Source organism: uncultured Microbacterium sp., assembly GCF_963521695.1.
In the GTDB taxonomy this organism is placed as follows: domain Bacteria; phylum Actinomycetota; class Actinomycetes; order Actinomycetales; family Microbacteriaceae; genus Microbacterium.
Window position 1 is genome coordinate 1 of record NZ_CAUQWC010000082.1, and the last position, 12,474, is coordinate 12,474.

Here is a 12,474-nt window from a genome sequence, read left to right on the forward strand (position 1 = left end):
CTCTCGCGGCGTGTCTTGGACACTCAAAAGTATGTGTGCACACGCCCGACGCCGACTTTCGGCGCCGATCGACTCCCGCACGCGCCGGAGGTGCCGAGGGCGACCACTCCCCCGGCACCCGGCCACTCGCGTGCGCTGCGTGACGTCGTTCAGCGCAGCAGCATCGCCCTCCCGGGTTCGCGCAGCACGTCGGCCACGTCGGTGAGGAACCGTGCCGCCTCCTCCCCGTCGACCAGCCGGTGATCGAACGAAAGGCTGAGGGTGACGACGTCGCGCAGCGCGATCTCGCCGTGGTGCTCCCACGGTGTGCGCCGCACGGCGCCGACGGCGAGGATCCCGGCCTCCCCCGGATTGAGGATGGGCGTTCCGGCATCCACCCCGAAGACCCCCACGTTGGTGATCGAGAACGTGCCGCCGGTCATCGCGGCCGGCGCGGTGCGTCCCGCGCGGGCGGTGGCGGCGAGTTCGGCGATCGCGTCGGCCAGGTCGACCAGCGGGAGTCGCTCGGCATCCGGGATTACCGGAACCACCAGGCCCCGGTCGGTCGCGGCGGCGATGCCGAGGTTGACGTAGTGGTGCAGGGCGATCTCGCCGGCGGGTTCGTCCCATTTCGCGTTCAGCGAGGGCGTCCGCCCGAGGGCGAGGCACACGGCCTTGGCGACGATCGCGAGCACGCCGATGCGGTGTCCGTCGAGCGCCCGATCGTGCTTCAGGGATGCCAACAGCTCGGTCGTCGCGGTCACATCGACCGTGAGGAACGTCGTCGCGTGCGGCGCGGTGAAGGCGCTCTGCACCATTGCCGCGGCCGTGTGCTTGCGCACGCCCCGGATGGGAACGCGGGTCACCCGCGGCTCGCGGGCGGAGTCGGCCGGGGGGACCGTCGACGGGGACGAAGAGCTCGAGAACGCCGCCGACGGAACCCCCGGGGGGACCGACGACGGGGATGAAGAGCTCAAGAGCGGCGCCGACAGACCCCCAAAGGACACCGCCGACGTGGATACGGAACCGTTCATCAGCCGGGCCTCCGGCCCTGCCGCGGCGACCCGTTCCGCGAACTCGTCCACGTGCGCGCGAGTCACCGCCTCGCCCGGGTGGGACGCCGCGACGAGCCCGAGGTCGATGCCGTGATCCTTGGCGTACTTGCGCACCGGCGGCGTGGAGCGCGGGCGTTCGACCGGCAGGTCGATCGGACCCGTGCGCAGCACGTCGTGAGGAGCGGCCTCGCGCACCGCGTGGTCGGTGTCGATGGTGGCGGTCCCGACGCCCCGTGCCCGCCGTCGCGGGCGAGTGCCCGCTACGGGTGCCGCGCCGTAACCGACGAGGTTGGGGGTCGCGCGGGCGGCGATGTCATCGGCGGGGGTGTCTACCGGCTCCGCGGCGACGACCTCGATCGCCCGCCCCTCTCCGGCGGCGGTGGTGCGCTGCGTTCCCGTCAATTCGGCCGCGGGCGCCGGGGATTCGGCATCCGCGCCCTCCACCGCGAACGACACCAGCGGCGAACCGACCGCGACGACGTCTCCGGCTGCCGCGTGCAGCCCCTGGACGGTGCCCGCGTACGGGGAGGGGATCTCGACGATCGCCTTGGCCGTCTCGACCTCCGCGATGGTCTGGTTCAGGGCGACCGTGTCTCCCTCCGAGACGTGCCACTCGACGATCTCGGCCTCGGGGAGCCCTTCGCCGAGGTCGGGAAGCAGGAATTCGGCGATCATCGGACGTCCCCCTGACCGGTCACCGACGACCCCGCGACGGCACTGCGCTCCGCGCTCATCGGACATCCCCCTGACCCCTCGCCGACGACCCCGGGACGGCACTGCGCTCCGCGCTCATCGCAGAACCCCTTCTCCGCGCTCCATCACCCGATCCACCGCGGACAGGATCCGATCCAGATCCGGTACGTGATGCTTCTCGAGCTTCGACGGCGGGTACGGGATGTCGTGTCCGGTCACGCGCTCCGGGCGAGCCTCGAGGTACTCGAAGCACTGCTCGGTCACGCTCGCGACGATCTCGGCGCCGACCCCCGCCTCTCGGGCGGCCTCGTGGGTGACCACGACCCGACCGGTCTTGCGGACGGATGCGGCGACCGTGTTCATGTCGATCGGCGAGAGCGAACGCAAGTCGATCACCTCGAGCGAGAGCCCCTCGTCTTCTGCGGCGAGCGCAGCGTCGAGGGCCGTCCTCACCTGTGCGCCGTAGGTGACGATCGTGGCGTCCGTGCCCTCACGGGCGACGCGAGCCAGGTGCAGGGGCGGGGCGTCGGCGAGGTCGGTGTCGAGATCGACCTCTGCCTTGGAGTGGTACAGGCGCTTGGGCTCGAAGAAGATCACGGGATCATCGGATGCCACGGCCTGCCGCAGCATCACGTAGGCGTCCTGCGGGTTGCTGGCGGCCACGACGCGGAGCCCCGCGGTGTGTACGAAGTACGCCTCGGGAGACTCGGAGTGGTGCTCGGCGGCACCGACGCCCCCGGCCCACGGGATGCGGATGACCAGCGGCATCCGGATTCGCCCGTTGCTGCGGTAGTGCAGCTTGGCCACCTGGCAGACGATCTGATCGAACGCGGGGTAGACGAAGCCGTCGAACTGGATCTCGACGACGGGCCGATAGCCGCGCAGGGCGAGGCCGACGGCGGTGCCGACGATGCCGGCCTCGGCGAGCGGGGTGTCGATCACGCGTTGAGCGCCGAATCGCTGCTGCAGTCCGTCGGTGACGCGGAACACACCGCCGAGCTTTCCGATGTCCTCGCCCATGAGCAGGACTTTGTCGTCGCCCTCGAGTGCCCGTGCGAGGCCCGCGTTGACCGCGGCCCCCAGAGTCAACGCGGTCATCGTGACACCTCCTTCTCCCGGCCCGCGAGAGCCTGCGTCCATCCGACCCCGATCAGGGATGCCGGAGTCAGCGCGGTCATCGCGACACCTCCGTCGAGGGGTCGGGGGTGATCCCCGTGCGGAATCGGCTCATCGCGAGACCTGCTGGTCGAACCCCGCGAGGTACTCGGCGTACTCCGCTTTCTGCCGCTCGACGCCGGCGTGCGGCTCGGCGTAGACGTGGTCGAACATCGTCGCGGGCTCCCGGGTGATCGCTCCGATGCACGCGGCGCGCACCTCGGCGGCCAGCGTGTCGGCGGCGCGGGCGACCTCGTCGAGGCCGGAGTCGTCCAGCACGCCCTCGGCACGCAGATACGCCTCGAGGCGGGCGATCGGGTCGCGGCGCGTCCACTCCTCGACCTCGCCGGCGTCGCGGTAGCGGGTGGGGTCGTCGCTGGTGGTGTGGGGACCCATGCGGTATGTCACCGCCTCGATGAACGAGGGCCCCTCCCCGCGGCGCGCGCGATCGAGCGCCCACCGCATCGCGGCGACGCAGGCGAGGGCGTCGTTGCCGTCGATGCGCATGCTCGGGATGCCGAACCCCGGCGCCCGGCCCGCGATGGGGTATTTCGCCTGAACGGTGACGGGTTCGCTGATCGCCCACTGGTTGTTGGAGCAGACGAAGACCACCGGAGCGCGGAACGACGACGCGAAGACCATCGCCTCATTGACGTCGCCCTGGCTGGTGGCGCCGTCGCCGTAATAGGCCACGGCGACGTCGGTGGAGCCGTCGCGCTGGGCGCCCATCGCCCAGCCGGTGGCGTGCAGCGACTGCGCACCGATGATGATCTGGGGCGGGGCGGCGTTGATCGTGGTGTGGTCGTAGGCCGAGTGCTCCTCGCCGCGCCAGGCGAGCACGTAGTCGGCGGGCTGTGCGCCGCGGCCGAGCAGCACGCCGTGCTCGCGGTAGCTGGGGAAGACGAAGTCGCCGGGGGCGAGGGCGTGCGCGGTGCCCACCTGCACGGCCTCCTGGCCGCGGCACGGGGCCCAGAGCGCGAGCTGGCCCTGGCGCTGGAGGGCGACGCCCTCGGCATCCAGGCGGCGGGTGAGGACCATGTCGCGGTGGAGGGCGCGCAGTTCGTGCGGTGACAGGTCGGCGATCCACGGGTCGAGCGTGGCGTCGGCGACGCGGGTGCCGTCGGGCTCGAGCACGCGGGCGACGTCGTCGACGTCGACTCCCGCATCTGGTGCCGCCTCGTCGGGACGTCTTCCGGTCGAAGAGCCTCGCGTTTGGGTGTACGTCATCGTCATCCCTCCAGGTGCGGCCGGGGCTCCTCGTGAGAGCCGCGGCGGTCCGGGTGCCGGCAGCAGTGCCGACAGGCGCGACGGTACGCGCGGAATGCAGCCCGCTCAAGACCTCGGCGACATATTGAGCACAGTGCCCATTGCGCTGGGTCGCGACACTGCTAATGTTTCGCAGCATGAGCAAGCTCGACGCGGTCGACCTCGACCTCCTCCGCGCCCTGTCCGCCGATCCGCGCGCCACCGTCGTCGCGCTCGCCGAGAAGCTCGGACTCTCGCGCAACACCGTCCAGGCCCGCATGAGCCGCCTCGAACGCGGGGGCGTGTTCCTCTCGTACGAGCGCACGCTGTCGGCCGAGGCGCTGGGGTTCCCGATCGAGGCGTTCCTGCAGGTGACGGTGCGTCAGGCGGAGTTGCCGGTCATCCGCGAGCACCTCGCGAAGGTGCCCGAGGTGCTGCAGGCGCACGGCCTGAGCGGACAGGTCGACCTGCTGGTCCGCGTCGCCTGCCGCGATACGCAGCATCTGTTCGATACCGACGCGCGGATTCTCGCTATCGAGGGCGTCGAACGCACCGAGACATCGCTCGTGATGGGCGAGGTGATCGGCTACCGCGTCGGTCCGCTGATGGAACTCGCCCGCGACGACGTCTAGCGCGAGGCGGGGCTCCCGCCGGCGCCGAGGTGCCTCAGCCCTTCGAAGGGCCGAACCCGCTTGCCCTCCGGCCCCCGCGAAGATCTCCCCGAGCCCGTCGAAAGGGACCGGCTGACGTCTCCGAGCGAGTCCCCGCCACCCGACCTACGGCGCCGGCACCACCGGGATGCTCGCCGTCTCGGTCTTCTGCTCGGCCGGGCTGCCGGCATCCATCTTCACCAGGACGACGCCCACGAGGATCAGCGCTCCGCCGACGAACTGGATCGGCGCGGGCGTCTCGCCCAGCAGCAGCCAGGCGAACCCGAGGGCGAAAAGCACTTCGCTGAGGCCCACGAACGACGCCAACCGCGACCCGATGAGCGGCACGGCGATCACCCCGAGCGCATATCCGAGGGTCGTCGCGACCGCGCCCACCCAGAGCAGGGGCAGGATGCCGGAAACCTCGAAGCCCGCGAGCGCCACCGTGATCGACGGGGCGGCGAAGGGCAGCACGCCCGTGGCCACGAGCACGCCCATGACCAGCGTGCCGGTGAGCAGACCGCCGGCGGCGAGGGCGAGGGGCGGGAGGTCGTCTCCCGCACGGCCGGCGATGACGAAGTACGCCGCCGCGCACACCGCGGCGCAGAGGGCGAAGAGCGTACCGAGCAGGTCGAAGCGCGCGCCGCTGATGTCGACGACGAGCACGAGGCCCGCCATCGCGACGATCGAACCGACGATCACCGACTTCGACGGCGACCGTCGGGTGCGCACCCACACCGCGATGACCAGCAGCACGGGCGCGATGTACTGGATCAGCAGAGCCACGGCCACCGGCATGCGCTGCATGGCGGCGAAGTAGAACAGCTGGCACCCGGCGACCGCGGTGAGGCCGAACGCGGCGATCAGCAGCCCGTGACGGCGGAGGAACCCGCGTTGCCGACGGACGGCGAGGACGAGCGCGGGCGAGAGCAGCAGGGCCGCGAGCCCCATGCGCACGAGCAGCACCGCGCCGAGCGACCAGCCGCCGTCGAGCAGCGGCTTGACGAACGGCCCGCTGGAGGAGAACGCCAGGGCCGAGGACACGGCGATGAGGAGTCCGGTGACGGCGCCGGAGCCGTGGCGGGTGGGACGCGGAAGCGTGAGGGATGACGTCGTCATGCGGAGCCTGCTGTCAGGAGTCAAGAGCGTTTACACTCGTGACAGTACGACCTCGACATGTCAGGAGTCAACATGGTCTTCATCCGTGACACCGAACTGGTGCTGCGCGCGACGGTCGAGCTCGTCAACACGCTGCCCCGCACGGATACGAGCGGGGCCGACACGCTCGTGTCGATGGCCGATCTCGACGACTTCGCCGAGCGCCACACCTACACCGGTTCACGTGCCCGCGACGATCGCGAGCTCGCCGCGGTCCGCGGCATCCGCTCCCGCATCTTCGAGCTGTGGACGGTCGATCGCGACGACGCCGTGCCGTTGGTGAACGCGATGCTGCGCGACGGACGCGCGCTCCCCCAGCTCGTGCGGCACGACGAGTTCGACTGGCACATCCACGCGTCGGAGGAGTCCGACCACCTGGCCCAGCGCATCCTCGTGGAGACGGCGATGGCATTCGTCGACGTCATCCGTGCCGACGAGTACGCCCGCGTGCGCGTCTGCGACGCGGACGACTGCGGCGGCGTCTACATCGACTTCTCGAAGAACGGCTCGAAGCGGTACTGCGACGCCGGAAACTGCGGCAATCGCATGAACGTCAACGCCTACCGCAAGCGCAAGGCCGAGACGCCGGCCTGACGGCCCCTCGCGCGGGTCGGCGTCGACGTACGCCGGGAGCCGACGCGCGAGTGCCGGCCTGACGCCCTCTCGTGCGGGTCGGCGTCGACGCGTGCCGCAGGGTCGACGTGAGAGCGGCTGACGCCCTCTCGTGCGCGCCGGCGTCGACGTACGCCGCAGGGTCGACGTGGGAGCGCCTGACGCCCTCCCGTGTGCGCCGGCGTCGACGCTCCGCACACCCACGCGCCCCGGCTCTACTCCACGAACCCCCGGATCGCGGATGCCGCCGCCTCCGGCGTCTCGTAGTGGATCAGGTGGCCGACGTCGGGGATCTCCAGCAACCGCGCATCCGGAAACAGCGTCGCCAGATGACGCTCGGCCTCGATCGGCGTGATGTCGTCCTTCTGCGCGGCGATGAGCAGCGTCGGCTGCGCGATCAGGGGCGCGAACTCCCGCACATCGTGCGACACGCTCGTCACGAACGCCTCGTGCAGCACATCGCGGTCGGCGAAGCGCGAGAAGTACTCGTCGTGCTGCTCGTGCACGAAGCGCCGCAGCGCGGGATCGCGTGTCTTGGCCATGGCGTTGCTCATGACGCGCACGATGACCCCGTTGCGCAGCAGGGCTTCGCCGACCGCTCGCGGGAGCTTCGCCCCGGCGAGGTAGTAGAACACCGCGAGGCGGGTCAGGATGCCGCGCGGTCCTTCCAGCGCGGGCGCGCCGATCGGGTTCACCAGAATGAGCTTCGGCGTCGAGAGCCCTCCGGCCACGGCCGCGGCCGACACGATCGAGCCGAACGAGTGGCCGAGCACGATGGCATCCGGACTCACCGCCTCGACGAACGAGCGCAGCCACTGCGCGTACGCGTCGAGATCGTGCTTGCGCCCCTCGAGGGGCGCCGTCTCGCCGAAACCCGGCAGGTCGGGCGAGACGACCCGGATGCCGCGCAGATGCGCCACCACCGGATCGAGACCGTGATGCTCGCCGCGGAAGCCGTGCACCGCGACGATCGTCGTGTCGGCGTCATCGTCGCCGTACACCCAGTACGCCGTCGTCCCTCCGAGCACCTCGACCTCGCGCCGCTCGACGGGGATCGCGGCGAGGAGGTCGGCGTAGGGATTCGGCATGGATCGAGTGTACGAGGGGTCTGCGACATCCACCCGAGACGACCGGGTCCGGGCCGTCCGGTAGTGGCGGTTCCCCGTGGCCACTGCCACGGTCCGCGTCGACGCAGTCCCCCTGCGCGCTCCCGCATCGCGCCGTCCGGCGGTGGCGGCCCCCGCGGCCACCTTCGCGACCCCGTCGACGCGGTCACCTCGGCCGTCACGCGTCGACGCAGTCCCCCTGCGCGCCCGCGTCGACGCAGACCCTCCGCGATCCCGCGTCGACGCGGTCCCTCAGCGCGCCGTCTCTGACGCAGTCCCCCTGCGCGCTCCCGCATCGACGCAGGGCCCTGCGCTCCCGCACCGACGTAGCTTCTCCGCGCGCCATCTCCGACGCAGTCCACCACCAGCTCCGCCCCTCCTCCCCCGCTCCCCGCCGACTCGGCATCCGTCCCACCGTCTGCGCGCCTCGACGGCGATGTCGGAGCCCCGTTCTACGGTGACGCCATGACCACGTGGCAGGCCGAGCCGCTCCCCCTCTTCCAGACCCCCGAGTGGGCGCGCCTCATCGGCGTGTTCGATCTCGAGACCACCGGGATCGACGTCGAGAACGACCGCATCGTGTCCGCGCACGTGGGCGTGCTCGATGCCGACGGCAACGTGATCGACGCGCGCGACTGGCTGGCCGACCCCGGCGTCGAGATCCCCGCGGGAGCCGCCGCCATCCACGGCATCTCGACCGAGCGCGCCCGCGCCGACGGTGCTCCCGCGCCGCGCGTGGTGGCCGAAGTCGTCGAGGCGTTGGACGCGCTCTTCGCCGCCGCCATCCCGGTCGTGGCGTACAACGCCCCGTTCGACTTCTCGATGCTCAAGAATGAGGCTCTGCGCCACGGCATCACGCCGATCCACGCGCCGTCCCCCGTCATCGATCCGCTCGTCGTCGACAAGACCTACGACCGCTACCGGCGCGGCAAGCGCACCCTGTCGGTCGTCGCCGAGCACTACGCGGTCCCCCTCGATGCCGCGCATGAGGCCTGCGCCGACGCGGTTGCCGCCGGTCGACTCGCGCTCGCGCTCGCCGAGAAGTTCGGTCCGTGGATGCCACCCACCCTCGACGAACTGCACACCCGTCAGATCGCGTGGGCCCGGGCTCAGGCCGCGAGTCTCACCGAGTACTTCATCAAGGTCGGACGCCTGGATGCCACGGCTCCCCCGCTCGACGGGGCGTGGCCGATCCGCTGAGATCGAGTCCGACGGTCTCGCGGTCGGACGGCTGAGCCGGCCCCGAGCCTCGGTGGCTTCGACACTCGTCGGCGCGTCCTCAGCCACAGCCGCGGATGCGGGCGACCGGGGCCGACGGGAGGCTCGTGATTCGTCGTGCCATCTCGCGGATCGCCCCGACCTCGCGAACCACTGAACGACCCCTCGAATCAGCGGCGTGCGACCTCGTACATCTGCGTGCGACCTCCTAAATCAGCGTGCGACCTCGCAAGCCATTGCACGACCCCGCGAATCGGCGCGCCACCTCGCAGATCCACGCGACCGCGCGAACCGTCGCACGACCCCGTAAACCGGGCGTGCGACCTCGTACATCTGCCCAAGACCGCGTAAATCAGCGTCCGACCTCACCTACCGCCTCCTGACCAGGCGATATCTCGATCCCTCGCCTTCCCGACGGCTCGATGTCGGAGGTCCCGGATAGCGTTTCGACATGGACACCCGAACGCCCCTCGCCGACCGGCCTCGGCCGGCCCTGCGGGCGTGCGACGGCAGTCCATGGCCGAGCGACGACGACCTCGACGTCGAGGCGGAGTGGGCGCACTGGCTGCAGTCGCACGCTGCGCTTCCGGTGACGGATGCCGAGTCTGCGGCGGGCGATGCCCGCTCCATCGACCCAACCTCCCTCGACTCGACCTCCCTCGACTCGACCTCCTTAGATCCGTCCTCGGCGGGTGGCGCAGCCGATTGGGCATCGATCGACGCAGACGCCGCCGCGAAATCCGACCTCGACGCTCGACTCGGTCATCTTGAGCTGACCGTCGTTGCGCGCCACCGCGCCGCCGCGGAGGAAGGTCGTGTCATCGCCGCGATCCTGCGTGACGCCGCGGTCGATCCGACTCCGTGGGTCGGGCCCGACCCGCCGCTCGACCTGGCGTGGAACGACGTGCGAGGGCGCACGGTCGCGGCCGTTCGGCGTGACCGCGCCGACCTGGCGGAGCGCGCGGCCGTCGCCGAGATCGCCGTACGTCTCCACCTCGCCGAGCAGACCGTCCGCACGCGAGCCGCTCAGGTCGAGGTCCTTCAGCAGCGCTGCCCGGTGCTGTGGCGGCAGTTCACCGCCGGCCGCACCTCCGACCGACACGCTGCCGACGCCGCTCGCTTGGCCGCATCACTGCCCGACGACGATCCCCTCTCGTGGGCTGCCTTCGATGCGGGGGCGGCTCAGATAGCCCCGACACTCGTCCCCACGAAGTTCGCCGTCGCAGCGCGTGCACTCCGCGAACGCGTGCACGCCGAGTCCCTCGAGGTACGTCACCGCCGTGCCGCCCGCGATCGCGGAGTCTGGATGACGCCCGAAATCGACGGCATGGCCTCCCTGAGCGCGCTGCTACCCGCCGACCGCGCGCGCAGCATCATGTCGCGGCTGGATCGCGCAGCCCGTCACTTGCACGCCGCCCGCGACGAAGAGCGCACGCTGGCACAGCTGCGCGCCGACGTCCTCGCCGACCTCGTGACCTCGCCGCCCTCCGAGTCCCGTGGCGCTGTGGAACCGCCCGCCGAGCCCAGCGACGCCGCGGAGCCGCCCGCCGAGCCCAGTGACGCCGCGGAGCCGCCCTCCGAGTCCCGTGCCGCAGCGGAGCCGCCCGTCCAGATACCGACGTCCACCGACATTGCCGCCGACGTCACCTCCTCCCCACCCCCGCACGCACGGTCGCCCCAGAAGACCCCTGCGCCCACGACTGCCGAACCCGGCGTCACCCCCGTTCCGCCTCCGCACGTGCCTCTCCCCCGCCCTGATAGCGCCTCACCGACAGGCGCGGACCCTCGCACGCCCTCCGCGTCGGCTCCACTGCCGACGAACAGGCGTCGCCGCAGACTCGTTTCGCCCACCGGACCTACGGTGGTCATCTCGATCCCCGCGTTGACGCTGCTCGGCGCCGGCGACGAAGCCGCCACTCTCGAGGGCTACGGGCCGATCGATCTCGACACCGCCCGCCGTCTCGCCGGCGACGCGAGCTCATGGGTGCGTCTTCTGACGCACCCGGTCACGGGTGCACCGTTGATTCTCGACCGTCAGACGTACCGGGTGCCGGCAGCTTTGCGCCGCTGGCTCGGGGTCACCTCGCCCACCTGCGTCTTCCCCGGCTGCAACCGCGCCGCCCGCGACTGCGATCTCGACCATCTCACCGCGTGGGCCGACGGGGGCACGACCGACGCCGACAACCTCGAACCCGAATGTCGGCATCACCACCGTCTGCGTCACGAGACCGGGTGGAGTCCCTCCCACGATCCTGAGACGGGTGACCTTCGCTGGACCTCACCTCTCGGAGCCACCTACGAAGCCGATCCACCGCCGTTCTGAGCTACGGCTCTCCGGACAGGAGCAGCCGCCCCGCCCGAGTCGACGAGCCGGCCGCCACACCCCCGAGGATCAACCAATACGCCACGCCCCCACGACCGTCACAGCCTGCCCATCCGCCACACCGCAGACGATCAACCCAATACGCCACACCCCACTACCTTCACAGACCGCCCATCTGCCACACCCCCACGACCGCCACAGCCCACCCATCCGCCACACCCCAAACGGCCGAACCGTTTGCCACCGCCCGTTCGACCAGTCGGCTCACCTCACCCGAGGCCCCCGGCTGGTTGCGCGTCCTGGACGACCTACGCCAAGTGCCAGAATCGAATCCATGGTCTGCCGGATCGCTGTCACGCAGGTCGAGGCCGTACCCGGTGACGTTCTCGGCAACGTGGCTCGCGTCGCTCGGCTCCTGGATGAAGCCCACGACGGAGGAGCCGACCTCGCACTCTTCCCCGAGGCGGTCATCACGGGGTACGACGCTTCCGTTTTCACCGGTCGGCTACCGGACCTCACCGACATGAGCTGGCTCGCGCCCGTCCAAGCGGTCGTCGACCGTGCCGGCATTACCGCGGTCGTCAACACCGCGCTACAGCGAAAGCGGCATCGATCTCTCACGGACCTACTGCTGGTGCCCGGTCGCGAGCCTGTCGCCGTGTACGACAAGCAGCACCTGTACGAGGATGAGCGACCCGTCTTCACCCCCGGTGCGGGCGGATCCACCATTACGGTCAATGGTCTCGTGGTGGCCCTGTCCGTTTGCTACGACGCGAACTTCCCCGAGCACGCCGCAGCTGCGGCGCGGGCCGGGGCGCAGGTGTACGTGAACAGCGGTGCGTACTTTCCGGGTGGCGCGCATCGCCGCGATCTGCATTACGCCGCGCGAGCCTTGGACAACGGTATGTACGTCGCTTTCAGCGGCCTCGTGGGTGCGCCGCACAGGTTCATCGGGGGCTCGGCCGTCTTCGACCCGCTCGGTCGGCGCATCGCTGCGGTGGGCGACGGCGAACGGATGGCGTTCGCCGACCTCGACCCGGACGTGATCAGCAATGCCCGAGCAGCCCAGCGGATGTGGGCGCACCGACGCACCGACATCGGGCGCTATCGACATTACGGATCCCTACCCTGAACGGGTGCGCAACGTTGACGCCGGACGCGCCCCACTCGTCGACCGGTCTTGCGTTGCACGCCCACCTCCAGACGTGCGGACTGGGCCCGCCGCACCGGTTCAGCACACCACCCCCGCCGAACACACCCGCACCGCCGCCGCACACCAC

Annotated in this window: 10 protein-coding genes; 5 read left to right on the forward strand and 5 right to left on the reverse strand. The window is 70.9% G+C overall.

Going from position 1 to position 12,474, the window contains the following annotated elements:
* Positions 1-149: 149 nt before the first annotated feature.
* The 3 genes from RWP81_RS08065 to pdhA form a co-directional block, all read right to left on the reverse strand.
* Positions 150-1,709: a dihydrolipoamide acetyltransferase family protein gene (locus RWP81_RS08065; RefSeq protein ID WP_314454587.1), complete on the reverse strand. Its 1,560-nt coding sequence runs from the start codon at positions 1,707-1,709 to the stop codon at positions 150-152.
* Positions 1,710-1,823: 114 nt separating this feature from the next.
* Positions 1,824-2,825, reverse strand: coding sequence for an alpha-ketoacid dehydrogenase subunit beta (locus tag RWP81_RS08070; RefSeq protein ID WP_314454590.1), 1,002 nt, complete (start codon positions 2,823-2,825; stop codon positions 1,824-1,826).
* A gap of 129 nt (positions 2,826-2,954) precedes the next feature.
* Positions 2,955-4,109 (reverse strand): pyruvate dehydrogenase (acetyl-transferring) E1 component subunit alpha, encoded by a 1,155-nt coding sequence (pdhA, locus tag RWP81_RS08075; protein WP_314454593.1) that lies wholly within the window; start codon positions 4,107-4,109, stop codon positions 2,955-2,957.
* Between the two features lie 176 nt (positions 4,110-4,285).
* Here pdhA and RWP81_RS08080 point away from each other — a divergent pair, with 176 nt between their 5' ends.
* Positions 4,286-4,759, forward strand: a complete 474-nt coding sequence (locus RWP81_RS08080) for an Lrp/AsnC family transcriptional regulator (RefSeq protein WP_314454595.1) — start codon at positions 4,286-4,288, stop codon at positions 4,757-4,759.
* A 144-nt stretch (positions 4,760-4,903) separates the two neighbouring features.
* Here RWP81_RS08080 and RWP81_RS08085 read toward each other — a convergent pair whose 3' ends face one another.
* Complete coding sequence (locus RWP81_RS08085; RefSeq protein ID WP_314454597.1) at positions 4,904-5,896, reverse strand: DMT family transporter; 993 nt, start codon at positions 5,894-5,896, stop codon at positions 4,904-4,906.
* Between the two features lie 72 nt (positions 5,897-5,968).
* Between RWP81_RS08085 and RWP81_RS08090 the strand changes: the two genes are divergently transcribed.
* Positions 5,969-6,529, forward strand: a complete 561-nt coding sequence (locus RWP81_RS08090; protein ID WP_314454613.1) for a CGNR zinc finger domain-containing protein — start codon at positions 5,969-5,971, stop codon at positions 6,527-6,529.
* Positions 6,530-6,762: 233 nt separating this feature from the next.
* Here RWP81_RS08090 and RWP81_RS08095 read toward each other — a convergent pair whose 3' ends face one another.
* Positions 6,763-7,635, reverse strand: a complete 873-nt coding sequence (locus RWP81_RS08095; protein WP_314454600.1) for an alpha/beta hydrolase — start codon at positions 7,633-7,635, stop codon at positions 6,763-6,765.
* A 483-nt stretch (positions 7,636-8,118) separates the two neighbouring features.
* On the opposite strand from RWP81_RS08095, the gene RWP81_RS08100 reads away from it, so the two are divergent.
* The 3 genes from RWP81_RS08100 to RWP81_RS08110 all read left to right on the forward strand — a co-directional run bounded on the left by RWP81_RS08100 (position 8,119) and on the right by RWP81_RS08110 (position 12,326).
* Positions 8,119-8,853: an exonuclease domain-containing protein gene (locus tag RWP81_RS08100; protein WP_314454604.1), complete on the forward strand. Its 735-nt coding sequence runs from the start codon at positions 8,119-8,121 to the stop codon at positions 8,851-8,853.
* 469 nt (positions 8,854-9,322) lie between these two features.
* On the forward strand, positions 9,323-11,194 hold the full coding sequence (locus tag RWP81_RS08105) for a DUF222 domain-containing protein (protein ID WP_314454607.1): 1,872 nt from the start codon (positions 9,323-9,325) through the stop codon (positions 11,192-11,194).
* Between the two features lie 334 nt (positions 11,195-11,528).
* Positions 11,529-12,326, forward strand: coding sequence for a carbon-nitrogen hydrolase family protein (locus RWP81_RS08110; RefSeq protein ID WP_314454609.1), 798 nt, complete (start codon positions 11,529-11,531; stop codon positions 12,324-12,326).
* The last annotated feature ends 148 nt before the right edge of the window (positions 12,327-12,474 follow it).

Bases quoted from the DNA above. Each gene is read 5' to 3' on its own strand.
- RWP81_RS08070 (WP_314454590.1), bottom strand. From the start codon at position 2,825: ATGACCGCGTTGACTCTGGGGGCCGCGGTCAACGCGGGCCTCGCACGG.
- pdhA (WP_314454593.1), bottom strand. From the start codon at position 4,109: ATGACGTACACCCAAACGCGAGGCTCTTCGACCGGAAGACGTCCCGAC.
- RWP81_RS08085 (WP_314454597.1), bottom strand. From the start codon at position 5,896: ATGACGACGTCATCCCTCACGCTTCCGCGTCCCACCCGCCACGGCTCC.
- RWP81_RS08105 (WP_314454607.1), top strand. From the start codon at position 9,323: ATGGACACCCGAACGCCCCTCGCCGACCGGCCTCGGCCGGCCCTGCGG.
- RWP81_RS08110 (WP_314454609.1), top strand. From the start codon at position 11,529: ATGGTCTGCCGGATCGCTGTCACGCAGGTCGAGGCCGTACCCGGTGAC.
- RWP81_RS08065 (WP_314454587.1), bottom strand. From the start codon at position 1,709: ATGATCGCCGAATTCCTGCTTCCCGACCTCGGCGAAGGGCTCCCCGAG.
- RWP81_RS08090 (WP_314454613.1), top strand. From the start codon at position 5,969: ATGGTCTTCATCCGTGACACCGAACTGGTGCTGCGCGCGACGGTCGAG.
- RWP81_RS08095 (WP_314454600.1), bottom strand. From the start codon at position 7,635: ATGCCGAATCCCTACGCCGACCTCCTCGCCGCGATCCCCGTCGAGCGG.
- RWP81_RS08080 (WP_314454595.1), top strand. From the start codon at position 4,286: ATGAGCAAGCTCGACGCGGTCGACCTCGACCTCCTCCGCGCCCTGTCC.
- RWP81_RS08100 (WP_314454604.1), top strand. From the start codon at position 8,119: ATGACCACGTGGCAGGCCGAGCCGCTCCCCCTCTTCCAGACCCCCGAG.